The sequence below is a fragment of the Mangrovimonas sp. DI 80 genome, assembly GCF_001975575.1.
Lineage (GTDB): Bacteria > Bacteroidota > Bacteroidia > Flavobacteriales > Flavobacteriaceae > Mangrovimonas_A > Mangrovimonas_A xylaniphaga.
Genome location: NZ_MSDT01000006.1, coordinates 217754 through 243638 on the forward strand (window position 1 = coordinate 217754; position 25885 = coordinate 243638).

The 25885-nt window shown below is 36.6% G+C and carries 32 protein-coding genes; 23 read left to right on the forward strand and 9 right to left on the reverse strand.

Annotation, left to right across the window (positions count from 1 at the left end; all coding sequences use genetic code 11):
• Window positions 1-34 precede the first annotated feature (34 nt).
• The 20 genes from rpsH to BKM32_RS13005 all read left to right on the forward strand — a co-directional run bounded on the left by rpsH (window position 35) and on the right by BKM32_RS13005 (window position 15095).
• Window positions 35-433 carry a 30S ribosomal protein S8 gene (gene rpsH / locus BKM32_RS12910; protein WP_053975731.1) on the forward strand — a complete coding sequence of 133 codons (399 nt, stop codon included), beginning with the start codon at window positions 35-37 and terminating at the stop codon, window positions 431-433.
• Window positions 434-452: 19 nt separating this feature from the next.
• Window positions 453-995, forward strand: coding sequence for a 50S ribosomal protein L6 (rplF, locus tag BKM32_RS12915; protein WP_053975730.1), 543 nt, complete (start codon window positions 453-455; stop codon window positions 993-995).
• Window positions 996-1005: 10 nt separating this feature from the next.
• The gene (gene rplR / locus BKM32_RS12920) at window positions 1006-1362 is read left to right on the forward strand and encodes a 50S ribosomal protein L18 (RefSeq protein ID WP_076664157.1); all 357 of its coding nucleotides are present in this window, start codon (window positions 1006-1008) and stop codon (window positions 1360-1362) included.
• A gap of 6 nt (window positions 1363-1368) precedes the next feature.
• On the forward strand, window positions 1369-1893 hold the full coding sequence (rpsE, locus tag BKM32_RS12925; RefSeq protein ID WP_053975728.1) for a 30S ribosomal protein S5: 525 nt from the start codon (window positions 1369-1371) through the stop codon (window positions 1891-1893).
• A gap of 11 nt (window positions 1894-1904) precedes the next feature.
• Complete coding sequence (gene rpmD / locus BKM32_RS12930; RefSeq protein WP_053975727.1) at window positions 1905-2087, forward strand: 50S ribosomal protein L30; 183 nt, start codon at window positions 1905-1907, stop codon at window positions 2085-2087.
• A 12-nt stretch (window positions 2088-2099) separates the two neighbouring features.
• Window positions 2100-2552, forward strand: a complete 453-nt coding sequence (gene rplO / locus BKM32_RS12935) for a 50S ribosomal protein L15 (RefSeq protein WP_053975726.1) — start codon at window positions 2100-2102, stop codon at window positions 2550-2552.
• Between the two features lie 13 nt (window positions 2553-2565).
• On the forward strand, window positions 2566-3909 hold the full coding sequence (gene secY / locus BKM32_RS12940) for a preprotein translocase subunit SecY (protein WP_053975725.1): 1344 nt from the start codon (window positions 2566-2568) through the stop codon (window positions 3907-3909).
• 11 nt (window positions 3910-3920) lie between these two features.
• Window positions 3921-4136 carry a translation initiation factor IF-1 gene (gene infA / locus BKM32_RS12945; protein WP_026753784.1) on the forward strand — a complete coding sequence of 72 codons (216 nt, stop codon included), beginning with the start codon at window positions 3921-3923 and terminating at the stop codon, window positions 4134-4136.
• A 4-nt stretch (window positions 4137-4140) separates the two neighbouring features.
• On the forward strand, window positions 4141-4257 hold the full coding sequence (gene ykgO, locus BKM32_RS12950) for a type B 50S ribosomal protein L36 (protein ID WP_008269159.1): 117 nt from the start codon (window positions 4141-4143) through the stop codon (window positions 4255-4257).
• Window positions 4258-4259: 2 nt separating this feature from the next.
• Entirely contained in the window at window positions 4260-4634 is a 375-nt protein-coding gene (gene rpsM / locus BKM32_RS12955; RefSeq protein WP_053975724.1) for a 30S ribosomal protein S13, read from the forward strand.
• An 11-nt stretch (window positions 4635-4645) separates the two neighbouring features.
• The gene (gene rpsK / locus BKM32_RS12960) at window positions 4646-5035 is read left to right on the forward strand and encodes a 30S ribosomal protein S11 (protein WP_053975723.1); all 390 of its coding nucleotides are present in this window, start codon (window positions 4646-4648) and stop codon (window positions 5033-5035) included.
• 175 nt (window positions 5036-5210) lie between these two features.
• Window positions 5211-5816 carry a 30S ribosomal protein S4 gene (rpsD, locus tag BKM32_RS12965; protein ID WP_053975722.1) on the forward strand — a complete coding sequence of 202 codons (606 nt, stop codon included), beginning with the start codon at window positions 5211-5213 and terminating at the stop codon, window positions 5814-5816.
• A gap of 23 nt (window positions 5817-5839) precedes the next feature.
• Complete coding sequence (locus BKM32_RS12970) at window positions 5840-6832, forward strand: DNA-directed RNA polymerase subunit alpha (RefSeq protein ID WP_053975721.1); 993 nt, start codon at window positions 5840-5842, stop codon at window positions 6830-6832.
• 69 nt (window positions 6833-6901) lie between these two features.
• On the forward strand, window positions 6902-7384 hold the full coding sequence (rplQ, locus tag BKM32_RS12975) for a 50S ribosomal protein L17 (RefSeq protein ID WP_053975720.1): 483 nt from the start codon (window positions 6902-6904) through the stop codon (window positions 7382-7384).
• 309 nt (window positions 7385-7693) lie between these two features.
• On the forward strand, window positions 7694-8188 hold the full coding sequence (locus tag BKM32_RS12980; protein ID WP_123812121.1) for a hypothetical protein: 495 nt from the start codon (window positions 7694-7696) through the stop codon (window positions 8186-8188).
• A 65-nt stretch (window positions 8189-8253) separates the two neighbouring features.
• Complete coding sequence (gene carA / locus BKM32_RS12985) at window positions 8254-9357, forward strand: glutamine-hydrolyzing carbamoyl-phosphate synthase small subunit (protein ID WP_076664472.1); 1104 nt, start codon at window positions 8254-8256, stop codon at window positions 9355-9357.
• 176 nt (window positions 9358-9533) lie between these two features.
• Entirely contained in the window at window positions 9534-10823 is a 1290-nt protein-coding gene (gene eno, locus BKM32_RS12990) for a phosphopyruvate hydratase (RefSeq protein ID WP_076664159.1), read from the forward strand.
• Between the two features lie 242 nt (window positions 10824-11065).
• Window positions 11066-12631, forward strand: coding sequence for a glycogen synthase (locus BKM32_RS12995; protein ID WP_076664160.1), 1566 nt, complete (start codon window positions 11066-11068; stop codon window positions 12629-12631).
• Window positions 12632-12812: 181 nt separating this feature from the next.
• The gene (locus BKM32_RS13000; protein ID WP_053975715.1) at window positions 12813-14099 is read left to right on the forward strand and encodes a citrate synthase; all 1287 of its coding nucleotides are present in this window, start codon (window positions 12813-12815) and stop codon (window positions 14097-14099) included.
• An 81-nt stretch (window positions 14100-14180) separates the two neighbouring features.
• Window positions 14181-15095 (forward strand): dimethylarginine dimethylaminohydrolase family protein, encoded by a 915-nt coding sequence (locus tag BKM32_RS13005; RefSeq protein ID WP_076664161.1) that lies wholly within the window; start codon window positions 14181-14183, stop codon window positions 15093-15095.
• A gap of 2 nt (window positions 15096-15097) precedes the next feature.
• Here BKM32_RS13005 and BKM32_RS13010 read toward each other — a convergent pair whose 3' ends face one another.
• From BKM32_RS13010 to rsfS, 6 genes are all read right to left on the reverse strand, one after another.
• Window positions 15098-15364: an acyl-CoA-binding protein gene (locus tag BKM32_RS13010; RefSeq protein ID WP_053975713.1), complete on the reverse strand. Its 267-nt coding sequence runs from the start codon at window positions 15362-15364 to the stop codon at window positions 15098-15100.
• Window positions 15364-16014 carry a phosphatidylserine decarboxylase family protein gene (locus tag BKM32_RS13015; protein WP_076664162.1) on the reverse strand — a complete coding sequence of 217 codons (651 nt, stop codon included), beginning with the start codon at window positions 16012-16014 and terminating at the stop codon, window positions 15364-15366. The genes BKM32_RS13010 and BKM32_RS13015 overlap by 1 nt, the downstream gene beginning before the upstream one ends.
• Window positions 16004-16825 (reverse strand): phosphatidate cytidylyltransferase, encoded by an 822-nt coding sequence (locus BKM32_RS13020; protein ID WP_053975711.1) that lies wholly within the window; start codon window positions 16823-16825, stop codon window positions 16004-16006. The genes BKM32_RS13015 and BKM32_RS13020 overlap by 11 nt, the downstream gene beginning before the upstream one ends.
• A gap of 42 nt (window positions 16826-16867) precedes the next feature.
• Window positions 16868-17479, reverse strand: coding sequence for an LUD domain-containing protein (locus BKM32_RS13025; protein ID WP_076664163.1), 612 nt, complete (start codon window positions 17477-17479; stop codon window positions 16868-16870).
• Between the two features lie 112 nt (window positions 17480-17591).
• Window positions 17592-19520 carry an ATP-dependent zinc metalloprotease FtsH gene (gene ftsH / locus BKM32_RS13030; RefSeq protein WP_053975709.1) on the reverse strand — a complete coding sequence of 643 codons (1929 nt, stop codon included), beginning with the start codon at window positions 19518-19520 and terminating at the stop codon, window positions 17592-17594.
• 10 nt (window positions 19521-19530) lie between these two features.
• Window positions 19531-19902, reverse strand: coding sequence for a ribosome silencing factor (gene rsfS, locus BKM32_RS13035; RefSeq protein ID WP_053975708.1), 372 nt, complete (start codon window positions 19900-19902; stop codon window positions 19531-19533).
• A gap of 96 nt (window positions 19903-19998) precedes the next feature.
• On the opposite strand from rsfS, the gene BKM32_RS13040 reads away from it, so the two are divergent.
• Window positions 19999-20730, forward strand: coding sequence for a biotin--[acetyl-CoA-carboxylase] ligase (locus BKM32_RS13040; protein ID WP_076664164.1), 732 nt, complete (start codon window positions 19999-20001; stop codon window positions 20728-20730).
• Here the strand turns inward: BKM32_RS13040 and BKM32_RS13045 are convergent.
• Both BKM32_RS13045 and pyrE read right to left on the reverse strand, forming a co-directional pair.
• The gene (locus BKM32_RS13045; protein ID WP_053975706.1) at window positions 20727-21122 is read right to left on the reverse strand and encodes an SRPBCC family protein; all 396 of its coding nucleotides are present in this window, start codon (window positions 21120-21122) and stop codon (window positions 20727-20729) included. The genes BKM32_RS13040 and BKM32_RS13045 overlap by 4 nt on opposite strands.
• Before the next feature lie 22 nt (window positions 21123-21144).
• Window positions 21145-21789, reverse strand: coding sequence for an orotate phosphoribosyltransferase (pyrE, locus tag BKM32_RS13050; RefSeq protein ID WP_053975705.1), 645 nt, complete (start codon window positions 21787-21789; stop codon window positions 21145-21147).
• A gap of 122 nt (window positions 21790-21911) precedes the next feature.
• Here pyrE and BKM32_RS13055 point away from each other — a divergent pair, with 122 nt between their 5' ends.
• Together BKM32_RS13055 and ctlX are read left to right on the forward strand one after the other, a co-directional pair.
• Window positions 21912-22493, forward strand: coding sequence for an NUDIX hydrolase (locus BKM32_RS13055; protein WP_076664165.1), 582 nt, complete (start codon window positions 21912-21914; stop codon window positions 22491-22493).
• Window positions 22494-22595: 102 nt separating this feature from the next.
• A complete protein-coding gene (gene ctlX, locus BKM32_RS13060; protein ID WP_076664166.1) occupies window positions 22596-23543 on the forward strand; it encodes a citrulline utilization hydrolase CtlX in 948 nt (315 codons plus the stop codon).
• A gap of 61 nt (window positions 23544-23604) precedes the next feature.
• Here ctlX and BKM32_RS13065 read toward each other — a convergent pair whose 3' ends face one another.
• Window positions 23605-25668, reverse strand: coding sequence for a tetratricopeptide repeat-containing sensor histidine kinase (locus tag BKM32_RS13065; RefSeq protein WP_076664167.1), 2064 nt, complete (start codon window positions 25666-25668; stop codon window positions 23605-23607).
• Window positions 25669-25885 lie beyond the last annotated feature (217 nt).

Genomic DNA, 25885 nt, shown 5'->3' on the forward strand with positions numbered 1-25885 from the left:
CGGCTCCGAAAACCAAAACCGCAAATTAATATACATGTATACAGATCCTATCGCAGATTATCTAACAAGAATTAGAAATGCCGTGAAAGCCAACCATAGAGTGGTTGAGATTCCAGCATCTAAGCTGAAAAAGGAAATTACTAAAATATTATTCGATCAAGGATATATTTTAAGTTACAAGTTTGACGATTCTTCAGTACAAGGGAGCATTAAAATCGCCCTTAAGTACAACAAAGAAACTAAAGAGCCTGTAATCAAAAAGATTCAAAGAATCAGTAAACCAGGTTTACGTAAATATGCAGGTGCCAATGAAATGCCGAGAATTCTTAACGGTCTTGGAATTGCTATTGTTTCAACATCTCACGGTGTGTTAACAGGGAAGCAAGCGCAACAACAAAACGTTGGTGGAGAATTATTGTGTTACGTTTACTAATTTATAAAAACAGAAAGACATGTCAAGAATAGGTAAAAACCCAGTAGCTATCCCAGGAGGAGTTACAGTTGAAGTTAAAGACAATGTAATTACTGTAAAAGGTAAATTAGGTGAATTAACTCAAGAATTTTCTGGTGTAGAAATTAAAGTAGAAGAAGGAAACGTTATAGTTGAGCGTTCTTCAGATAAAAAAGACGAAAGAGCAAAACACGGTCTTTATAGAGCCTTGATTAACAATATGGTTAAGGGTGTATCTGAAGGGTGGACCAAGCAACTAGAGTTGGTGGGTGTTGGTTATAGAGCATCAAACCAAGGACAAAAATTGGATTTAGCATTAGGTTTTTCTCATAATATTATCTTAGATTTAGCTCCTGAAGTTAAAGTTGAGACCATATCTGAGAAAGGTAAAAATCCAATCGTTAAATTAACCTCTCACGACAAACAGTTGGTAGGACAAGTAGCTGCGAAAATCCGTAGTTTCAGAAAACCAGAGCCTTACAAAGGAAAAGGTATCAAGTTTGTTGGTGAAGAATTAAGAAGAAAAGCAGGTAAATCAGCTTAATAGTTAAGTTATGGCATTAACAAAGAATCAGAAAAGACTAAGAATAAAAAGCAGAATCCGTAAAATAGTTTCAGGAACTGAAGCTAGACCACGATTGGCTGTATTTAGAAGCAATAAAGAAATTTATGCTCAACTTATAAACGATGTAACTGGTACAACTATCAGTTCTGCATCTTCAAGAGATAAAGAGATTAGCGCTGCTGCTGGAAACAAAACTGAAATTGCTGCCTTGGTAGGTAAAGCAATCGCAGAGAAAGCTCTTAAAGCAGGTGTTGATACTATTTCTTTTGATAGAGGAGGATATAAATATCACGGAAGAGTTAAATCATTGGCAGAAGGTGCTAGAGAAGCAGGACTAAAATTCTAAGAAATTATGTATCAAAAATATAAAAACGCAGAATTGGTAAAACCAGGTGGATTAGATCTTAAAGATCGTTTAGTTGGTGTACAAAGAGTTACTAAAGTAACAAAAGGAGGTAGAGCATTCGGTTTTTCAGCTATCGTAGTAGTTGGAGATGAAGCTGGAGTAGTAGGACACGGTTTAGGAAAATCTAAAGACGTTGCTACTGCTATCGCTAAAGCTGTAGAAGATGCTAAGAAAAACTTGGTGAAAATTCCAATTATCAAAGGAACTTTACCACACGAGCAAAAAGGTAAATTTGGTGGTGCAAGAGTAAACATTATTCCTGCAGCTCCTGGTACCGGGGTAATTGCTGGTGGTGCTGTAAGAACAGTTTTGGAAGCAGTGGGAGTACATGATGTATTGTCTAAATCTCAAGGATCTTCTAACCCTCACAACGTGGTAAAAGCTACTTTTGACGCATTATTACAATTAAGAAGCGCTGAATCTGTGGCTAGGGATAGAGGAATTTCTCTTGAAAAAGTATTTAACGGTTAATTTATAGGACGATGGCAAAAATTAGAGTAACAAAAGTAAGAAGCGCAATCAACCGTACGCAAACCCAAAAGAGAACTTTGGAAGCTTTAGGTTTGAGAAAGATCGGTCAGGTTGTAGAACATGATGCCACTCCAAACATCGTTGGTATGGTGAATAAAGTTAAACATTTAGTTTCTGTTGAAGAAACAAAATAATACAGCATAGAAATGGACTTAAGTAATTTAACACCAGCTGAAGGCTCAGTTAAAAATCAAGGTAAGAGAGTAGGTAGAGGACAAGGTTCTGGAAAAGGTGGTACTGCTACACGTGGACACAAAGGAGCTAAGTCTCGTTCTGGATATTCTAAGAAAGTTGGTTTTGAAGGTGGACAAATGCCTCTTCAAAGACGTGTACCTAAATTTGGATTTACTAATGTTAACCGTGTAGAGTACCAAGGTGTAAACCTTGATACATTACAACAGTTGGTTGATGATAATAAGGTGAAGGATACTGTTGATTTTAATACATTGGTTGAACTTGGTTTGGCTGGTAAAAACGAACTAGTGAAAATCCTAGGTCGTGGAGAATTGAAATCTAAACTAAAAGTATCTGCTCATAAATTTACTGCTTCAGCAAAAGCTGCAATTGAAGCTGCAGGTGGAGAAGCCGTAACTTTATAAGACCTATTAGAGTATGAAATTTATAGACACTTTAAAAAATGTTTGGAAAATAACGGAACTAAAAGACAGGATCGTGCTTACGCTCGGCCTGCTTTTGGTTTATCGTTTTGGTGCACAAGTGGTGCTTCCTGGTATTGATGCATCTCAATTGGGAGGTTTGGCAAACAATACCGAAGATGGACTTCTTGGGCTCTTAAATGCATTTACAGGCGGAGCATTTGCTAATGCTTCTGTTTTTGCGTTGGGTATTATGCCATATATCTCTGCTTCTATCGTAGTGCAGTTGATGGGAATTGCGATTCCTTATCTTCAAAAACTACAGAAAGAAGGAGAAAGTGGGCGTAAAAAAATCAACCAGATTACTCGTTGGTTAACCATTGGTATCTGTTTGGTTCAAGCACCAGGATATTTGGCAAGTTTACCTACTTTAGGTATTCCTCAAAGTGCCTTTTTATTGGGTACAGGAGGGATGTTCTATTTTTCATCTATAATCATCTTGGTAACAGGTACTGTTTTCGCAATGTGGTTGGGTGAAAAAATCACCGACAAAGGAATTGGTAATGGTATTTCATTATTGATTATGGTAGGAATCATTGCTAAGTTGCCGCAAAACTTCTTGCAAGAATATGCAGCAAGGGTTACACAATCAAACGGTGGTTTGATCATGATCTTGATCGAGCTTGTAATTTGGTTGTTGATCATCCTTGGATCTATCATGCTAGTTATGGGAGTACGTAAAGTAGCTGTTGAATATGCTAGACGTACTGCTACTGGTGGATATGAAAAGAATGTTTTTGGTACCAGACAATTTTTACCTTTAAAATTGAATGCTTCAGGTGTAATGCCAATCATCTTCGCACAGGCAATTATGTTCGTGCCTAGTTTAATTGGAAAATCATTTGGTTCTGGAGCCGTAGGTACATGGATGCAAACACAGTTCTCAGATATCTTCGGATTCTGGTATAACGTGGTATTTGCATTATTGATTATTGTATTTACATATTTTTATACTGCTATTACTGTTCCAACAAACAAAATGGCAGATGATTTAAAGCGTAGTGGTGGTTTTATCCCAGGTATTCGTCCTGGATCTGAAACTTCAGAATATTTGGATAAGATAATGTCGCAAATTACCTTACCTGGTTCTATCTTCTTGGCTTTGATAGCTGTGTTCCCAGCAATCATCGTAAAGCTTATGGATGTACAGGCAGGTTGGGCCTTATTTTTTGGAGGGACATCATTACTAATTATGGTAGGAGTTGCAATAGATACCATGCAACAAGTAAATTCTTACTTGTTAAACAAACACTATGATGGCTTGATGAAAACTGGTAAAAATAGAAAAGCAGTAGCTTAAATTATTATACTATGGCAAAACAGGCAGCAATAGAACAAGACGGATCAATCATCGAAGCATTGTCTAACGCAATGTTCCGAGTTGAGTTGGAGAATGGTCATATTGTGACTGCGCATATTTCTGGTAAAATGCGTATGCACTATATTAAACTGTTACCAGGAGACAAAGTGAAATTAGAAATGAGTCCTTACGATTTAACTAAGGCTAGAATAACTTATAGATACTAATACGATGAAAGTAAGAGCATCAGTTAAAAAAAGAAGCGCAGACTGTAAACTAGTGCGCAGAAAAGGTAGACTTTACGTGATTAACAAAAAGAATCCTAGATTCAAACAAAGACAAGGGTAATTATGGCAAGAATTGCAGGTGTAGACATACCAAAACAGAAAAGAGGAGTTATCTCTTTAACTTATATCTATGGAATAGGTAGAAGTAGAGCGAAAGAAATTTTAGCGGCAGCTAAAGTTGACGAGAGCACAAAAGTACAAGACTGGACAGACGACCAAATCGGAAGCATCCGTGAGGCTGTGGCAGCTTATACTATTGAAGGTGAGCTTCGTTCTGAAACTCAATTGAACATTAAACGTTTAATGGACATTGGATGTTACAGAGGTATTCGTCATAGAGCGGGACTTCCATTAAGAGGTCAACGTACTAAAAACAACTCTAGAACAAGAAAAGGTAGAAGAAAAACAGTTGCAAACAAGAAAAAGGCAACTAAATAATAATTAGTAACATGGCAAAGTCAAATACTAAAATTAAAAAGCGTAAAGTAATTGTTGACTCTATTGGAGAAGCGCACATTGCGGCCTCTTTCAACAATATCATCATCTCTTTGACTAACAAAAAAGGAGATGTTATAGCATGGTCATCTGCCGGTAAAATGGGGTTTCGTGGTTCTAAAAAGAACACGCCATATGCTGCGCAATTGGCTGCAGAGGATGCTGCAGGTGTAGCTAAAGAAGCAGGTTTGAAAAAAGTGAAGGTTTATGTAAAAGGACCAGGTAACGGAAGAGAATCTGCTATTAGATCTATCCATAACTCAGGTATCGAAGTATCAGAAATTATCGATGTTACTCCACTACCACACAATGGATGTAGACCTCCAAAAAGAAGAAGAGTATAATTTATTCAGAAATTTTATAATTAATATCAATTGTTTTTACAATTGATATTAATTATTTCTGTTAAATTTGCAAGCTGAAAAATTTATAAACAAGTATTAACGGGAGATTTATTGTTTATCGAAGGATAAGAATAAGACCTTAATTCATAAACACTCCCACAATTAATTTTAACAAATGGCAAGATATACTGGTCCTAAAACTAAGATAGCCCGTAAATTCGGTGAAGCTATCTATGGAGATGACAAGGCTTTTGAAAAAAGAAACTATCCTCCAGGTCAACACGGTATCAACAAGCGTCGTGGAAAAAAATCTGAATATGCTGTTCAATTGATGGAGAAGCAAAAAGCAAAATACACTTACGGTATTTTGGAAAAGCAATTCAGAAACATGTTCAAAAAAGCAACTGCTGCTCCTGGAATTACAGGTGAGGTATTGTTACAACTTTGTGAGTCTAGACTTGACAACGTAGTTTACAGAATGGGTATTGCCCCTTCTCGTAGTGGAGCTAGACAGTTGGTTTCTCACAGACACATTACTGTAAACGGAGAAATCGTAAACGTTCCTTCTTACCAATTGAAAGCTGGTGATGTTGTAGCAGTAAGAGAAAAATCAAAATCTTTAGAAACCATTCTAAATTCATTGGCTAATTCTAGTGAGGTTTATGAGTGGATTACTTGGAATAGCGAAACCAAGCAAGGAACTTATGTTTCAGTTCCTGCAAGAGTGCAAATTCCAGAAAATATCAACGAGCAATTCATCGTCGAATTATACTCTAAATAATAACTAGAAACAAAACACACAATATGGCAATATTAAATTTTCAGAAGCCTGACAAAGTAATCATGATTGATTCTACTGATTTTGAAGGTAAATTCGAATTTAGACCTTTAGAACCAGGATATGGATTGACAGTAGGTAACGCTTTAAGACGAGTGTTATTATCTTCTTTGGAAGGATTTGCCATTACATCTGTTAAAATAGAAACCGTGGATCACGAGTTTTCTACCATTGCAGGAGTAGTGGAAGATGTTACAGAAATTATTTTGAACTTAAAGCAGGTTCGCTTCAAGCGCCAAATTGATGAAATCGATAACGAATCTGTTTCTATTTCTATTTCTGGACAAGAGCAAATCACAGCAGGTGATTTTCAAAAGTTCATTTCTGGTTTCCAAGTGTTGAACAAAGATCTAGTGATCTGTAACTTGGATCCAAAGGTGAACATCAACATGGAAATTACTATTGAAAAAGGTAGAGGATATGTACCTGCTGAGGAAAACAAAAAAGCTTCTGCTCCAATTGGTACTATATTTACCGATTCAATTTATACGCCAATAAAAAATGTGAAGTATAGTATTGAAAACTATCGTGTTGAGCAAAAGACCGATTATGAGAAATTGGTTTTCGAAATCATCACAGATGGATCAATACACCCAAAAGATGCTTTAACAGAAGCTGCTAAAATCCTTATTCACCACTTCATGTTGTTCTCTGACGAGCGCATTACCCTTGAAGCGGATGAAATTGCACAAACAGAAACTTATGATGAAGAATCACTTCACATGAGACAGCTATTGAAGACCAAATTGGTTGACATGGACCTTTCTGTAAGAGCATTGAACTGTTTGAAAGCGGCTGAAGTAGACACATTGGGAGATTTGGTTTCTTTTAATAAGAACGATTTGATGAAATTCAGAAACTTCGGTAAAAAGTCCTTGACAGAGTTGGAAGAACTTGTAATCGTTAAGGGATTAAGTTTCGGAATGGATTTGAGCAAATACAAATTAGATAAAGACTAACAAACAAATTCCTTCATAATTTGCTCCCCAATCATGGGTTGAGCAAGATGAAGGTTAACATCAAATGTCATGAGACACGGAAAGAAATTTAACCATTTAGGAAGAAAGACAGCTCATAGAAAAGCAATGTTGGCCAATATGGCTTGTTCTTTAATCGAGCACAAGCGTATCAACACCACTGTTGCTAAAGCTAAAGCTTTAAAGCTATTTGTTGAGCCTTTGATTACAAAATCAAAAGAAGACACTACGCATAACAGACGTATTGTTATGGCTCGTTTAAGACAAAAAGAAGCGGTTGCTGAGTTGTTCAGAGATGTTGCTGCCAAAGTAGGCGATCGTCCAGGAGGATACACAAGAATCATTAAATTGGGTAACCGTCTTGGGGATAACGCTGATATGGCAATGATCGAGTTGGTTGATTACAATGAAATCTACAATGCTGGGAAACCAGAAAAGAAAACTACCCGTAGAAGTAGAAGAGGTGGATCTAAAGCTGCTGCTCCTGCACCAGCTGCTGCTGAAACTAAAACTGCAAACGAGGAAGAAGAATAGAAAGTATTTTAATACTTTAAGTTCAAAAGGGATAAACAAATTGTTTATCCCTTTTTTTTTATCCATCTTTAAACCGATTAACCATAAAACCAACTTATTATGAAATCCAAGTTTTTTGTTTTTATTACCACCTTCCTCGTGATTAGTGCTGTTATTGCCCAAAATTTTAGTTCGGGACAAACCAGCAACGATTTAAGGAGAGACCTCTCGCTAGGAGGAAGTATTTGGGTGTCTACTAGCTCGAAAAACACTAACATTGAAGGAAGTGTTTACTTGTTTAGTAGTTGGGTTAATATTTCAACAGTTTATATGAAGGAAGCCTCTTATCAAATACCAAACCTTAATTATAATATAGATAAGGATCAATTGGAAGCAAAGTTTGCTGAGGATTCGGTTCTAGTTCTTAATTCTCAAGAGGTTTTAAGGGTTAAAATCTATAATGTTGAACTGGCTCAATACTATAATGCTGAGAAAAAGAAAAGGGGCTTTTTTCAAACAGTTGTGGACACAGATGAATTTATGTTGCTTAAACAATATTCCGTTAGTATTAAAGAAGGAACATTTAATCCTATGACACAACAAAGGACTAAGCCTGATGAATATGTGAAACACGAAGAATACTTTGTCAAAAGAAAGGAACAAGAAGCTTTAAAAGCCATAAAATTAAGGAAAAGTGCAATTTTAGAGTTAGTAGGCTCAAAAGGTGATCAAATCAAGGCCTATGTTAAGGATAATAATCTTCGTTACAATAACGATTTTGATATTAGCAAAATTTTAACTTACTATAATTCCCTGTCAATTTAAAATATAGCCCCTAACATTTTAGTTTGTCCTTTTTTTTGTGGAAATTTGCAAAACTTTTCGAACAAATGAAGTACAATAAAAGAGACAAAGCTTTAGTATTATTATCTGACGGAACCATTTTTTACGGGAAATCGATCGGACAATCTGGAACTGCTTTTGGTGAAGTATGTTTTAATACGGGAACTACAGGGTATCAAGAGATTTTTACAGACCCATCGTATTTTGGGCAAATTATGGTAGCAACCAACGCCCATATCGGGAATTATGGTACCAAAGAAGAAGAAGTAGAATCTGATTCTATCAAGATTTCAGGTTTGATCTGCAAAAATTTCAGTTTCAATTATTCACGTGAAGCTGCCGATGATTCTTTGAAAAATTTCTTTGAAAAGAATAACGTTTTGGCAATTTCAGATGTGGATACGCGTGCCTTGGTAAGCTACATTAGAGAGAACGGGGCTATGAATGCTGTAATCTCTACTGATGTTGACAATATTGAAGGTTTAAAAGAGCAATTGGCAAAAGTACCAGAAATGAATGGTTTGGAGTTGGCATCAAAAGTGTCTACCAAAGAGCCTTATTATTTTGGTGATGAAAACGCTACGTATAGAATTGCTGCGTTAGACTTAGGAATCAAGAAGAATATCCTACGTAATCTAGCAAAACGTGACGCGTACATTAAGGTATTCCCATACAATTCTACTTTTGAAGAGATGAACGAATGGAATCCTGATGGATATTTCTTATCAAATGGTCCTGGTGATCCAGAACCTTTGGAAGGAGCTCAAGCGGTTGCAAAGAAAATAATTGAAAGAAACTTGCCGTTATTTGGGATTTGTTTAGGGCATCAAGTAATTGCTTTGGCCAACGGTATTTCTACATACAAGATGCATAACGGGCATAGAGGAATCAATCATCCGGTTAAAAACTTAGCAACTGGAAAAGGTGAAATTACTTCTCAAAACCATGGATTCGCTATTAACAGAGAAGAAACCGAAAGCCACCCAGATATTGAGATTAGCCATGTTCACCTAAATGACAATACGGTAGCAGGGATCAAGATGAAGAGCAAAAATGTGTTCTCGGTACAATACCACCCGGAGGCAAGTCCAGGACCACACGATTCTTCTTATTTGTTTGATCAATTTATAGAAAACATCAAAAATAAATAATAGAAAAACCTCAAAGAAATTCACTTTTTTTTGAGGTTTTTTTTATTCGAAAACAATGTAGTAAGATTAATGTATAATAATGGTTTTGGAGCCATTATTTGGGTAACTATTTCGTAAATTTGTTAAAGAAAAAATAGATAATTAAGTAATAAGTAATCAACCTTAAACTAAGCATTATGAGCATAATAATTAACATTCACGCAAGACAAATATTAGATTCAAGAGGAAATCCAACCGTAGAGGTTGATGTAGTAACTGAAAACGGCGTTATGGGAAGAGCTGCAGTACCATCAGGAGCATCTACTGGTGAGCACGAGGCTGTGGAGCTTAGAGACGGTGGCGATTCTTATATGGGTAAAGGCGTTTTAAAGGCTGTAGAAAACGTAAATTCTGTAATTGCTCAAGAGTTGTTGGGTGTTTCTGTATTTGAACAGAATGTTATCGATAAAATGATGATTGATTTGGACGGAACTCCAAATAAATCAAAATTGGGAGCCAATGCCATTTTAGGAGTGTCTTTGGCTGTTGCTAAAGCGGCTGCTAATGAATTGGGAATGCCTCTTTACAGATATGTAGGAGGTGTGTCAGCTAAGACATTGCCTGTACCAATGATGAACATCATCAATGGAGGTTCTCACAGTGATGCGCCTATCGCGTTCCAAGAATTTATGGTGATGCCAGTAAAGGCTAAAAACTTTACGCACGCTATGCAAATGGGAACTGAAATTTTCCACAACCTTAAAAAAGTATTACATGATAGAGGTTTAAGTACTGCTGTAGGTGATGAAGGAGGTTTTGCGCCTACTTTAGATGGTACAGAAGATGCGATTGAATCTATCCAAAAAGCTGTTGAAAAAGCAGGTTATAAATTTGGTGACGAAGTAATGATTGCTTTGGACTGTGCTTCAGCGGAATTCTATGTAGACGGAAAATACGACTATACTAAATTCGAAGGAGATAAGGGAGTGGTAAGAACTTCTGAAGAGCAAGCAAATTACTTAGCAGAATTGGTATCTAAATATCCAATTATCTCGATTGAGGATGGTATGGATGAAAATGATTGGGATGGTTGGAAATATTTAACTGAACTTATCGGAGATAAAGTACAATTGGTAGGAGATGACCTTTATGTAACTAACGTAGAACGTTTGGCTAAAGGTATCGAGAATGGAATTGCTAATTCCATCTTGATCAAAGTAAACCAAATTGGAACACTTTCTGAAACTATTGCAGCTGTAAACATGGCGCACAACGCTGGGTATACTTCTGTAATGTCTCACCGTTCTGGAGAAACTGAAGACAACACAATCGCAGATTTGGCTGTAGCTTTAAATACAGGGCAAATTAAAACAGGATCTGCTTCACGTAGTGACCGTATGGCAAAATACAACCAATTGCTACGTATTGAGGAAGAATTGGGAGATGTTGCTTACTATCCGCAAACAAATGCGTTTAAAGTAAAATAACCATAATTTTAAGTGATAATACATTTAGAAGAGCCCTCTGTGAAAACAGAGGGCTTTTTTATTGCTAGTGAGAAATTATTTTAATTTTAATATTGAAATAATGTGTAAACATTTTATTACTCAATTTATTTTAAGTAATTTATGATGAAATAAAGTACGTTAAGCCAAACCCATATAATTCAGTGTTGGCATTTCAAAAAAAGCATAAAATAAGTCATTAGTTAAAACTAAAACCTCAATACATGCAGTCAAACTTTCTTTTTGTTTCAGCCGAAAATGACGCAATCAAAAACTGTAAAGCAGGGGGGATGGGAGATGTAGTTAGGGATGTGCCTAGGCAGATTGCAGCATTTGGAGATAGAGCCCATGTTGTAACGCCGGCTTATGGCAGGTTGCATGTAAACGGGGAAAAGCTTACTGAGGTACATTTTTCTTATCGTGGCCAAGAAGAAATGGCCGAAGTCTACAAGGTTACTCCCAAAAAGGAATATGATAATATTACACATTACGTCATTCATCATCCTGAAATTGTTTCCGGAAATATTGCACATATCTACTTTAACGATCCAGAGCAGCCTTTCTTTACAGATGCCTGTATGTTTTCATTGTTTTGTACGGCCGTTGCCCAAGCCATAAAACAGGACGTTTTTGGGCATCTTGATGTCGTACATCTACACGATTGGCATTCTAGTATGGTACTATTTTTGAGAGCTTACCATCCTGCGTATGGTTTTTTAAATAACATTAGGTTTGTATATTCCATTCATAATTTAGCTATTCAGGGCATTCGTCCCTTTGAAGGTAGCACGTCCTCACTAAAGGCCTTTTATCCAGAGGTAGAGTTTGATTACGATCGTTTAAAAGATCCTAGGTACCATGATTGTATTAACCTTATGGCTTTGGGAATTAAGTTTGCAAATGCCGTACATACCGTATCACCCTCGTATAAGGAGGATATTATGAAACCTAGTGATTTTCCAAACTTTATTGGGGGAGAGGGCTTAGAAGGCTTTTTAAAAGAGGCTAATGATGAGGAGCGTTTGTTTGGAATTTTAAATGGTTGCAACTATAAAAACATCAATTTGGTTCCACATGGTGCTTTTTATGTAAATGCTATTCAAGCTATTTTTGAATGGCTTCAAAACCCGGATAAAGAATACAAATCGCAGTTTTTGGTACATACTGGTGAGAAAATCGTTAAGTTGATCAAAGACCCAGCGAAGTTTGTTTGCGCCAGTGTAGCGAGGCTTACGGAGCAGAAGTTTTATTTTTATAAAAACTCTCCAGAATTATTGATTTCTATTTTAGAAAAGCTTAAACCTGTAAATGGTATATATGTTATTTTGGGTACTGGTGCCCCGGAATACGAGGAGTTACTTCATAAAATTAGTTACGATTACGAAAATTTTATTTTCTTCAACGGACAGTCAGAAGAAGTTATCGATTCCATCTATACCGAATCTAACCTGTATTTAATGCCTAGTCTTTTTGAGCCCTGTGGTATCAGTCAAATGTTGGCAATGCGAAATGCCCAGCCTTGTTTGGTGCACCATACTGGTGGATTGAAGGATACGGTGAAGCATATGAAAACGGGCTTTTCTTTTGACGGGGCAACTATTGATGAAAAAACACAAAACTTCATAAAGGTGTTCCAAAAGGCCTTGGATGTGTTTTTCAAAGATAAACCCAAGTGGGATGACATTTGTCTTAATGCAAAGGCCCAAAAATTCACATGGAAATCTTCAGTGATAGAATATTACCACAAATTATACAAATTGGAAGTTAACGAGGAAATTTATCAAGAATAAATCCTAAATATTGAAAATAAGACACTTACGAAATTTGTAATTCTAACCTTGTTTTCGGTATCAATTTTATTAATATTTCAATAGTTAAATCCTTTGTTGAGAAGCTTTAATAATCGTGAGATATTTCATAAATTTGGGGCTGTCGTTTCAAGACAACCATTTAAAAACTTTTTATTGAAATATGTCAGATAAAGCTATATTAGAAATTAACGGTCAAAAACATGAGTTTCCTTTAATCAAAGGCTCAGAAGATGAAGTTGCCATCGATATCAAAAATTTACGAAGTGCTACCAATGGAGTAATTACCATTGACCCGGGTTATAAAAATACCGGAGCGTGTGAAAGTGCTATCACATTTTTGGATGGAGAAAAAGGAATTTTGAGATATAGGGGCTATTCTATTGAGGAATTAGCCGAAAAGGCCGATTTCTTAGAAGTAGCTTATTTGTTGATTTTTGGAGAATTGCCAACCCAAGAGCAATTGGACCAATTTCACAGCGATATAAAAAAGCACTCTGTTGTTGATGATGATATTAAAAAGATTGTGGATGCATTTCCTAGATCTGCACACCCAATGGGAGTGTTGTCCTCTTTAACCAGTGCTCTTACGGCATTTAACCCTTCTTCGGTAAATGTAGATTCTGAGGAAGAAATGTACAATGCCATTGTTCGAATTTTGGCTAAGTTCCCGGTATTGGTAGCTTGGACTATGCACAAGAAATTAGGATTGCCATTAGATTATGGAGATAAGAATTTGGGGTATGTAGAGAACATTTTGAAAATGTTGTTCAAACAACCAAACGAAGAATATGTTCAAAATCCAATTTTGATCAATGCTTTGGACAAGTTGTTAATTCTTCACGCAGATCACGAGCAAAACTGTTCTACTTCTACTGTTAGAATCGTGGGGTCATCTCATGCTGGTTTGTTTGCATCACTTTCTGCAGGTATTTCTGCGCTTTGGGGACCACTTCACGGTGGTGCTAACCAAGCTGTTTTGGAAATGTTGGAAGCTATTAAAGCAGATGGTGGCGATACCAAAAAATACATGGGGAAAGCCAAAGATAAAGACGATCCATTCCGTTTGATGGGATTCGGACACCGTGTGTACAAGAACTTCGATCCTAGAGCTAAAATCATCAAAAAAGCTGCCGATGAAGTATTGGGAGATTTAGGAATTGAAGACCCTATCTTGGATATCGCAAAAGGATTGGAAAAAGAAGCTTTGGAAGACATGTACTTTGTAGACCGTAAGCTATATCCAAACGTAGATTTCTACTCTGGAATCATTTATAGAGCTATGGGAATTCCAACAGACATGTTTACAGTAATGTTTGCTTTAGGAAGACTTCCAGGTTGGATTGCACAGTGGAGAGAAATGAGATTGCGTAAAGAACCAATTGGACGTCCACGTCAAGTGTACGTTGGAGAAACGTTAAGATCTTTCAAAGAAAGAAAAGACAGATAAAAGATTTTATAAATAGAAAAAACTGCCTTAAAATTGCATACGCTCTTTTTGGGCAGTTTTTTTTTATAATTCATACACTTTATGTTACAATTACATGTTAATGATGAGACGTCACGTCTTAGAACAGTTGTTTTAGGAACCGCAGAAAGTATCGGTCCCATTCCTACGGAAGAGGAGGCTTATGATCCTAAATCCATAGAACATATCAAAGCAGGTACATATCCCAAAGAAGAAGATATGATCAAAGAAATGGACGCTGTGGCTAAAGTGTTTGAAAAGTATGATGTCACTGTTTTTAGACCAAAAACAATAAAGGATTACAATCAAATTTTTGCTCGTGATATTGCCTTCGTAATTGAAGATAAATTGATAAAAGCCAATATCCTTCCAGATCGTGAACGTGAGGTAGAGGCCATTCAGCATGTCATTGATCAAATTCCTTCAGAAAATGTGATAACTCTACCTGAAGATTGTCACGTGGAAGGGGGAGATGTGATGTTGTATGGAGATTATATTTTTGTGGGAACTTATTCGGGCCCAGATTATTCCAATTTCATAACGGCAAGAACCAATATGGATGCTGTAATGGCGCTACAAGAGTTATTTCCGGATAAAATAGTGAAGGCCTTCGAACTTCGAAAATCCAACACCAATGCCAAGGAAAATGCCCTTCATTTGGATTGTTGCTTTCAGCCTGTGGGAGAAGATAAAGCAATCCTCCATAAAAATGGATTTTTGGTTGAAAGCGAATACAATTGGTTAGTAGATTTCTTTGGAAAGGAGAATATTTTTGAAATCACTAAAGATGAAATGTATAATATGTATAGTAATGTATTTTCTATTTCTGAAAATGTAGTGATTTCCGAGCGTAATTTTACCAGATTAAACGATTGGCTAAGGTCCAATGGATTTACCGTAGAGGAGGTGCCTTATGCCGAAATAGCGAAGCAGGAAGGCTTGTTGCGCTGTTCTACGATGCCTTTAATAAGAGATTAGGTTTATTTGCGGTAAAGAAAGTAGTTTTTTACCAAATCAATATAAATACGCTTGGCTTCTTCACGGCTTACATTTTGAACCTGGAAAAGCGCATTGGTTTTAAAAGCATTGATAATAGGCTTTCGACTACTTGGCCGACCATAATCCCCGGTAGCCTTTTTATAGTAGGCGTAAAGGCGCAATAAAAAGTCTGCAGGAAAAGGTTCCGTATAGCTGTTAACCATTTTTACGGCTTCCTTAAATTCAATATCCAATTCTTCAGGTGTCATTATATCTCAGCTATAATGCTTTCGCCTCCTTTTACAACTTGATTAAGGCTTACTTTTATATCGGCATCTAGGGGTAAAAATACGTCTACTCTAGAGCCAAATTTAATAAAGCCAGAATCGGCTCCTTGTATAGCTTTGTCATTTTCTTTGGCATAGTTTACAATACGTTTTGCCAAGGCTCCTGCAATTTGACGGTAAAGTACATTTCCAAAGGTTGGACTGTTTACCACCACTGTTGTACGTTCGTTTTCTTCACTTGCCTTTGGGTGCCATGCTACCAAATATTTTCCTGGATGGTATTTGCTGTACACTACATTTCCTCCAACAGGGTAACGGGTTACATGCACATTGATTGGCGACATGAAAACAGATACTTGTATGCGCTTTTCATTGAAGAATTCTTTTTCAAAAACTTCTTCAATAACGACCACTTTACCATCAACAGGGGAGAGGGCGTGGTGCTCGTTTGCTACCGTGTTTCTTTTTGGGTTTCTGAAAAACTGCAAAATCAAAATCAAGAAAACCAAAGCTGCCAACATTAAAACCGTTCTTAGCCATGGCAATTGAACAGTGTAATCAATGGTCATTAATAATGCAACCACAATAACCAGTGTGATGAAAATAATTTTATGCCCTTCTTTATGAAACATAGGTGATAAATCTTAAATATAAATAGATAAAAGGTGCTGCAAATATAATGCTGTCCAAACGGTCCAGTAATCCACCGTGACCAGGCATAATTACCCCGCTATCCTTTACGTTAGCTTGTCTTTTGAACTTAGATTCTATCAAATCTCCTAAAGTACCAAAAACACTTGCAATAATAGCCATAGCAAGCCAGTTGTTGAACGTTAAGGTATCTGTAAATTTAGCAATAAAATAGCTAGCTACACAGGAAAAAAACAATCCACCTAAAAATCCTTCAACGGTTTTCTTTGGAGACACTTTGGCAAATAGTTTTTGTTTTCCAAAATTCTTTCCAACCAAATAAGCAAAGGTATCATTGGTCCACAAAAGAATAAAGGTTCCCAAAAGTAGTAATGGGGTAAAAGTGTGATGTAGGTTGGCAATTAAAAATAAAAAGACAAAACCACTGGACAAATAAAATGTTGTGATGATGTATCTCTTAGAACTGAAAAGAGGAATGGTTTTTTCAGAAAACAAATCCTTAATCAAAAATAATTGCACAAAGATGGTGATGACATGAAGTATTTGAATGGAATCATTAAATCCCGATTTAGAATTCACAATGGAAACCCAATATCCAAATACAAAATATAAGATTGTAAAGATAATGTAAGGAAGAAACTTTTGTAGCCCAATCAACTTTTTAAACTCTGCCAAGCAAACTAGACCAAACAGGTAAAATAAAATTGCCAATGCCCATTTCCAACAAAGAGAAAGCATAAGCAAGCTAACGTATAAAATACCAGATAGAGTCCTAGTAACAAGTTCTTTCATGAATTTTTTTATATGCTTAGAAGAAAGGATTAAGCTGTCCGCTTATAGATCCTCTAGAAGGAGCAAATATAAGTTTTTTGAACTACTTCCGTAGGAAAGGAAATCTTTATCTTCAGTAGGGGCCTTAAAGTGCTTAATGGTAGTAATGTTGGTAGGGATTTTTTCCTTGTTTTTCCCTTTTATCCCTCTAAGACCTTCACCAATATTTTCAACAAATTGGCTTGTGGTAGCATAAATGATAAAATTTGAGGGAAGTTCAATAAGCTTTTTCTCGGCAATTTGATTGGATGAAATCAATAAGGAACCATCATCAGAAATCAAATATTCACAAGTAGATAAAAAGTAGGTAGCCTCAGAAAGGTTTTTAGTAGACTGGTATTGCATTCCTTTGAAAAGCTCTTTCAAGCGATCGTCCAAAAGTAAAACCGATTCATTCTGCCAGTCATTTTCACTTAAAATCAGTCTAAGGCTATCTCTTATTTCGTCAAGATTTTCACAATACAGGAATTTACCACCATTAGCTTTAAAATTGATAGTGAATCTTTCATCTACAGGTAGCTTGATCTCCGGCATGTACTTGCCTCTCTCTTCGTTTTTTATGTTATCCTCTTCATTATCAGACTTAAGTCCGAAGATTTTACGAAATAGACTCATGTATGAATTGCTATTAACCCGGGTTATTCGTATTGTATTAATTCAAATATAAAAAAACTTAAAGTAACACATGGTTAATTTAAGTTTTTTATAAAAACATTAGGTGTTTTTCCTAAGCTTCTTTTTCCTTTTCAAAAGGTCTTTTTCCAAATATTTTTTCAAGGTTATCTTTGAAGATGACTTCTTTGTCAAGTAGGACTTCAGCTAGTTCCGTAAGCTTGTCTTTGTTCTCTTCAAGAATCTTGATAGCACGAGCATATTGCTCTTCAATGATATCTGAAATTTCCTTATCAATCAATTCAGCAGTTTGCTCGCTATAAGGTTTGGTAAATCCATATTCTGACTGTCCTGAGGAATCGTAATAGGTTAAATTACCCACCTTATCACTAAGGCCATAAATGGTTACCATAGCTCTGGCTTGTTTGGTTACCTTTTCAAGATCGCTCAAAGCTCCAGTAGAAATTTTGTCGAAAATTACTTTCTCAGCAGCTCTACCTCCAAGGGCAGCACACATTTCATCCAACATTTGTTCTGGGCGCACAATTAAGCGCTCTTCAGGTAAATACCAAGCAGCACCAAGCGATTGTCCGCGCGGTACGATAGTTACTTTTACCAATGGTGCAGCGTGTTCCAACATCCAACTTATAGTGGCGTGACCAGCTTCGTGATAAGCTACGGCACGTTTTTCTTCAGGAGTGATGATTTTGTTCTTCTTCTCCAAACCTCCTACGATACGGTCTACAGCATCTAAAAAGTCTTGCTTGTCAACCGCTTTTTTGCCATTTCTTGCCGCGATTAAAGCCGCTTCGTTACATACGTTGGCAATATCAGCTCCAGAGAATCCGGGGGTTTGTTTGGCTAGAAAATCGATATCCAATTTTTCAGATTGCTTAATAGGTCTTAAGTGTACCTCAAAAATTTCCTTACGTTCTCTTACGTCTGGAAGATCTACAAAAATCTGGCGGTCGAAACGACCAGCACGCATAAGTGCTTTATCCAAAACATCGGCTCTGTTGGTAGCGGCCAATACAATAACGTTGGTATTGGTTCCAAAACCATCCATTTCAGTCAAAAGTTGGTTAAGCGTATTTTCACGTTCGTCATTAGACCCTGAGAAATTGCTTTTTCCACGAGCTCTACCAATGGCATCAATTTCATCTATGAATATGATAGAAGGTGATTTCTCTTTAGCTTGTTTAAACAAGTCTCTTACTCTAGAAGCACCAACTCCTACGAACATCTCCACAAAATCCGATCCAGATAATGAGAAGAATGGAACTTTAGCTTCACCTGCAACGGCTTTTGCCAATAAGGTTTTACCTGTACCTGGAGGTCCTACCAATAAGGCTCCTTTTGGGATTTTTCCTCCTAAAGAAGTGTATTTTTCCGGGTTTTTAAGGAAGTCTACAATTTCTTGTACTTCTTCTTTGGCACCTTCCAATCCGGCTACATCTTTAAAGGATGTTTTTACATCAGTTTTCTCATCAAAGAGTTTGGCTTTCGATTTTCCAATATTGAAAATCTGTCCACCAGCACCACCGCCACCACCAGAAGACATACGACGCATAATAAATACCCAAACGGCAATGATCAATACAAACGGCAATAAAGAGATAAGGAAATTGCCCCAAAGGTTTTCTTCGGTTTTATATTTTACCTCTGTAGTAAGGTTATTGTCCTTAATGGTTTCATTAATTCCTTTTTCAAAGTTTTGTAAATCTCCAAATTCAAAAGAATAGTTTGGTAAAGGTGCAACCGTAGGTAAGATACTGTTTGGAATGGTTTTTTTGTGAACCTCCTTTTTCTCGGCTTCGTCAGTAAGGTAAACCTTAGCTTCTCTTTTGTTGATGATTTCAATTTTGGAAACATCCCCATCTTTAAGGAATTCCAAAAACTGTTGGGGTGTAGTAGTGGATGTAGTTTCACTGCCAAAACCTCCAAATAATAATTGTACAGCTAAAATCCCCAATATTGCGATTCCATAGATCCAATAGAGGTTAAATTTTGGTTTTTTGTTGGTGTTCTTATTGTCGTTTGCCATTAATGCTCTTTTAGTAACTTGTTTCTATAACGGTTGTTTTTGCGTCTCCCCAAAGGCTTTCTATGTCATAGTACTCTCTAACGTGTTTTTGGAACACATGTACTACAACGTTCACATAATCGATAAGTACCCACTCGGCATTGTCGACACCTTCAACATGCCAAGGGTTATCTTTAAGCGTTTTACTAACCTTTTTTTGGATGGAATTGACTATGGCGTTCACCTGTGTATTGGAAGTTCCTTCGCAAACAATAAAATAATCACAGACAGTGTTTTCAATTTCTCTTAAATCTAGAATTGTAATCTCCTTCCCTTTAACATCTTCAATACCAGCTAATATCGTTGCTATTAGTTGATCTACATTACTGTTTTTTTTAGCCATTAAATTGATTTAGTTTTGTGCAAAGTTATTATTTTTTTAGTTCTTTTGAACCTTAAATTTTATTAAGAAAAATATAAAGTAATAAATATTTCCTTTATGCACATTATCAAACTTAGTGCCATTGACTCAACCAATTCCTATTTACGGCAGTTAAGTGCTGCTCAAGTACTTGAGGATTATACGGTTGTTATGACTGATAGACAAACAGAAGGGCGCGGGCAAATGGGGACTCAATGGGATGCTCAAGAGGGTAAAAACCTTACTGTTAGCGTGCTTAAGGACATTTCTTTTTTGAAAATTGAAGACCAATTTTTCATCAGTATGGCCGTTGCTTTGGCAATCTCTGATGTCTTGAAATATTTTGGATTAAAAAGGGTAAAGGTAAAATGGCCAAACGACATTTTGTCAGAAAACAAGAAAATTGTTGGCATTCTTATTGAAAATGTCATCAAACAAAATCAAATCCAGCATACCATTATTGGGGTAGGACTTAATGTTAATCAAACGGAATACCCCGATTTGCCCCAAGCGTCGTCCATGCGTTTAATTTCCGGAAATGTTTTTGATCTAGATGAAGTGTTGAATAAGATTATCAATAAAATGGAGCATTATTTTACGATGCTCGAAAATGGCGAGACCAAAGAACTTAAAAGGTTATATGAAAAGCGACTGTTCAGAATAAATAAGCCTTCAACATTTAAGGATGTTGAAGGCCATCTATTTGCGGGTTTTATAAAAGGTGTGACGGACTATGGGAGTCTTGAAGTTCTTTTGGAAGATGAAGTCCTTAAAACATTCGATCTTAAAGAAATTACCTTATTGTATTAAACCGTTGTTGTCATTTTGGTTACAAGCGTCTCTATGAACTTGGAGATAGGTCCTTTGACCATCATGGCCATCATAGGATTGAAATCGCCTGCAAAGGCTAGCTGAACTTCACTTTTGTTATCAGCAGTTTCAGCAATAGATCCGGTTAAAGAAAAGTCCATCTTGCCACCGGCTGCACCCAATACAATTTTATTAGGGGCAATTGTTTCTTTCTTTTTTAGTACGATTTCCGGCATACCTTTAAGTGCAAACAAAAAGGTGTCGTCCCCTAAAATTTCAAATTTGCTAATGTTTTCAGGCATTAACTTTTCAAAATTTTTCACTTCCGATAAGAAATCAAAGGTTTCTTGAGGGGTTTTATCTACAATTACTTTTGGGGATTCTAAATTCATGTCGTTTTTTTATTAAGCTATGTCAATTAGCGTTCCATTCACTTGGATTGGCATTCCATTGTGCCAAAAGTTCCTGTTGCTGTTTGGTGATATAGTTGGTTTCTAAGGCCTGATCCAACAAGCTTTCGTAGTTGCCTAAAGTTTGTAATTGAATGTCTGCTTCTTCAAAACTTTGCTTGGCAACATCAAAACCGTAAGTGAAAATGGCAATCATGCCCTTAACGTTTGCATCAGCATCTTTCAAGGCTTTTACGGCATTCAAGCTGCTTTTTCCAGTACTGATCAGGTCTTCTACAACCACTACGTTCTGTCCTTTTTCAAGGTGGCCCTCAATTTGGTTTTGACGCCCGTGCGATTTTGCCTCAGGTCTCACATAAACAAAAGGTAATCCTAAATATTCGGCAACCAAGATTCCTATACCAATAGCTCCAGTGGCAACTCCGGCAATTACATCTGGCTTGCCATATTGCTTTTCAATTTGTTTGGCCATGGTTTCGCGAATGTAATTGCGAATAGGTGGATAGGATAAAATAATTCTGTTGTCGCAGTAGATGGGAGATTTCCATCCAGAAGCCCAAGTAAATGGTTCTTGCGGACTAAGTTTTATAGCGTTGATTTGCAATAAAACTTCTGCGGTTTTTTTGGCGGTATGTTTATTAAAAATCATAGGGCAAAACTACACAATTTTGGCATAAGTAATTTTGAAAATTTTAAATAAAATTAAATTTGAAATCCTCAGTATGAATTAAAAAGTAATATTTTTACAGCTTTAAACTATCAGCAATATCAATGTACCAAGTCTTTGTCAATGACAAACCAATTATATTAACGTCGGTTGTTAGTGAGGAAACCAATTTTAAAAATTACCTTTTGGATACGGTTAATATCAGTAAGGTAATTAAGGAGCTCAACACAACCTCATTGGAAGAGGTCAGGCTTATTCATAAAAATCCCGATAAACTTTTAAAGAAATTCCTAAAGAAATTACCTAATGTGGTTGCTGGTGGGGGAAAAGTAATTAACCACAGAGAGGAAGTACTTTTTATCTACCGAAATAACAAATGGGATCTTCCGAAGGGAAAAGTTGAGGGGAAGGAGTCAATAGAAGAAACTTCTTTGAGAGAAGTGGAAGAGGAGACTGGGGTGCAAGGCCTTGAAATAACAAGGGCGTTGGATATCACCTACCATATTTTTAAGCGCAACGGAAAACATAAAATTAAGATTACCCATTGGTTTGAAATGAAAACGATGTTTGAGGGGAAGTTGGAGCCACAGGAAAACGAGGGGATTACTAAGGTGAAATGGTTGAATGAAGCTCAACAAATAAAGGCTATGAATAATTCCTACGCTAATATTAAAATTCTCATCTAGTTTTTTGATTTCGAATCTTATTGGGATGTAAAATGAAACTTCTCATTTTAGGTAATTATCTCATTCAAAAAAGCTTAATTTTGTCCGCAAATATTTAATAGCATGCCACAAACTACAAATACCATATTAATGATTCGTCCAGTAAACTTTAGGATGAACGAACAAACTGCCGTTAATAACTATTTTCAGGAAGATTTGGATTTAGTGCAAGCAGATATCAATAAGAAAGCTAAAGAGGAATTTGATGCCTTTGTTGAAAAACTGCGAGCTGTTGGAGTAAATGTAGTAGTGGTAAATGATGATCCTTCTTTGGATACGCCGGACTCCATTTTTCCTAATAACTGGGTAAGTTTTCATGAAAATGGTGATGTCGCTTTATATCCTATGTTTGCTGAAAACAGAAGGAGGGAGCGTCGTGAGGATGTGCTTGAAACCTTGGAAAAGGATGGGTTTACCATTGAAAATATCGTGGATTACACCAGTGCCGAAGAAGAAGGTGTCTTTTTGGAGGGTACCGGAAGTTTGCTGTTGGATCGTGTAAATGGTAAAGCCTACTGTGCGCTGTCACCTAGAGCAGATGAAGAGTTGTTTATAGAATTTTGCGAGGATTTTGAATATACTCCCGTGGTATTTACGGCATTTCAAACTGTAGAAGGGAAGCGTTTACCTATTTATCACACCAATGTGATGATGTGTTTGGCAGAAACTTTTGCAGTTATCTGTTTGGACAGTATCGATGATAAAAAGGAGCGCAAAAATGTGCTTACTCATATAAAGACAGATGGCAAGGAAGTGATTGCCATTACTGAAGCGCAAATGCATCAATTTGCCGGAAATATGCTACAGGTGAGAGGTGCAAATGATCAACGCTTTTTGGTGATGAGCCAATCAGCATATGATAGTTTGACCAAAGACCAAATTGCTAAAATTGAAAAGCATTGTCCTATTGTGTCGAGCTCTCTTGAAACTATTGAAACTTGTGGAGGAGGAAGTGCCCGTTGTATGATGGCTGAAGTGTTTTTGCCGCGTACAGGATTAAGATTGGTTTAAATAAACTGGGTATAGCTGTTAGCTTTGCTTACCAAAAGTCTTTTTGCTTTTGCTTCAAGAGTTACTTGTTCGGTTTCGATTTAGGTAATTCCACAAAAAACTTACTTCCTACATTAGGAGTGCTTTCTACCCAAATTTTTCCGTGGTTCAACTCAACCAATTCTTTACAGATAGTAAGCCCTAGACCAGTTCCTTTTTCGCTCTTGGTGCCAACCGTAGTAAAGGTGTTGTTTTTGAAGAGCTTTTCCATGTTTTCTGGAGAAATCCCCACTCCTGTATCCTCCACGCAAATTAAGGATCTGCCATTTCTGTCAATATTGGAAACGGTAATGATATCTCCAACTTTACTGAACTTCACGGCATTGGTCAATAGATTTTGAATAACTATCTCAACCATACTTCTATCTGCGTAGATGAAATCACGTTGGGATTCGTCAATTAAAACAATACGTTTTTGCTCCACTTTTTGTTCAATCAAGCTGATCTTGGTTTGAAATACTTCTTGGATATTGAACAGTTCAGGGTTTGGTTCCAAGTTCTGCATTTGCGATTTGGACCAGTTCAACAAATTGAACAATAATAAGGAGGCATTATTGGCATTTTCGCTAAGCTCTGGGATAAGGTCGTAGAATTCTTCTTTGGAAAGGCTGTCTTCTTTTAGGAGGTCGATAAAGCCTTTAATGGAAGAAACGGAATCCTTCAAGTCGTGAGAAACAATTGAAAATAAACGATCCTTCACCTTGTTGATTTCTTCCAAGTGAAGGGATTGCTCCAAAATGGCTTCGTTTTGCATCTGGATTTGTTTGTTCTTTTCTTCAAGTTCTTTGGTGTAGGCCAATCTGCTCTTTCTCCTTAAATAGATGAGCATTAGAAAAGTGAGTGCTATTAAAAATGCTGCAACAAGGACATAAGAAATCAGTTTCAGTTTTTTGACTTCCTGACTGTTTTTGGATGACAGGTTAGGGATAATTGTAGAAGCTTCTTCAGTGTTAGAAGTAACCAAAGGTTTTTCTTCCCTAATAATAACATCTGTGTTAACTGGTATTTTTGGTTGGTTTTGTTTTTCCAACTCTTCTTTAAGTGCGTAATATTTGCCTTGCCAGAAAAAGGCATTTTGATATTGTCCCTGCATGGAATCCAACTCTTTGTGGAGTTGGTAGTTCTTTAGCAATTCCAACTGGTCACCGCCATCCTTGGCAATGGCGTAGGCTTCATCCAATTGCCTTTCTGCCAACCTTGTTTTGTTTTGTGTAAGATTTAGTTTTCCAACCGAGTTGAGGGAGCGTAACAAGCCTTCCTTATCATTTCTTCTTCGGTTAAATTTTAAACCTTCAACCAAATAGTCTGCAGCTTTGTCGTAATCTTTAAAACGCAAATATTCTTCCCCGATTCTGGGAAGAATTTCACCCTTAAGGTCCAAATCCTTTTCTGGATTGAGCAATTTCAAGACCTTTTCATAATACTCAATGGCTTTGCGATGCTCTCTTCTTAAAGAGTAAAGGTGGGCAATGTTTTTTGTGGAGGTTTTAATGCCGGTACTGTCCTGTAATTGTTCGCGAACGCTTAAGGCTTTTAGATTGAATTCTATGGCCTTGTCTATTTGCTGGGTTTTGTAATATGCTTCGGCCAAATTGTTATAGGCCGAACTCAATTCTTCCCTGAGATTTTTGGTTTCAAAAATATTGATGGCCGAAAGCGAATTTTCCAATCCCACAATATAGTTACCACGCTTAATCTCTATAAGTCCCATGCAATTGCTCACTTTGGCAATCCCTAAGGTATCGTTAAGCTGTTGGTATAATTTTCTGGATTTGTTAAAACTGTCTATAGAATTATAGTAGTCTCCCCTTTGGGAGTAAATAAGGGCTTTGTAGTAAACAGACTCGGCAACACCTTTGGTGTAATTAAGCGATTTTGATAAGCGCTCTGTTTGGTCCACAAACATAGAAGCCTTTTGGTAATCCTTGGTTTTATAAAGGTTTTTTATAAGCAATAAGGAGGTTTCAACCTTGATAGAATCTTGTTTTTGATACGCTAATTCTAGGGTAAGGCTGTCTATCTCCCTAGTTTGAGAATAACTAAGAAGGGCAGAAAATAAAGCAGCTAAGATGATTAACTGTTTCATTTTCCAAATAATGTTTTACTTGTTGCAATACTGTTTTTAAGCCAACTTGCCTTGAGGGAGAGGTGAAGTAAGGACACAAAATACAATAATAACAATCCTACTACGGGTTGAATATTAAGTATCATCAATATTTGGGACTTTGATTAATAGCTCCCTTCAAAAATCTTTAAAAGCCAAGTAAAAATCTAATTTTTGGGTTTTACTACCAAAAAATTAG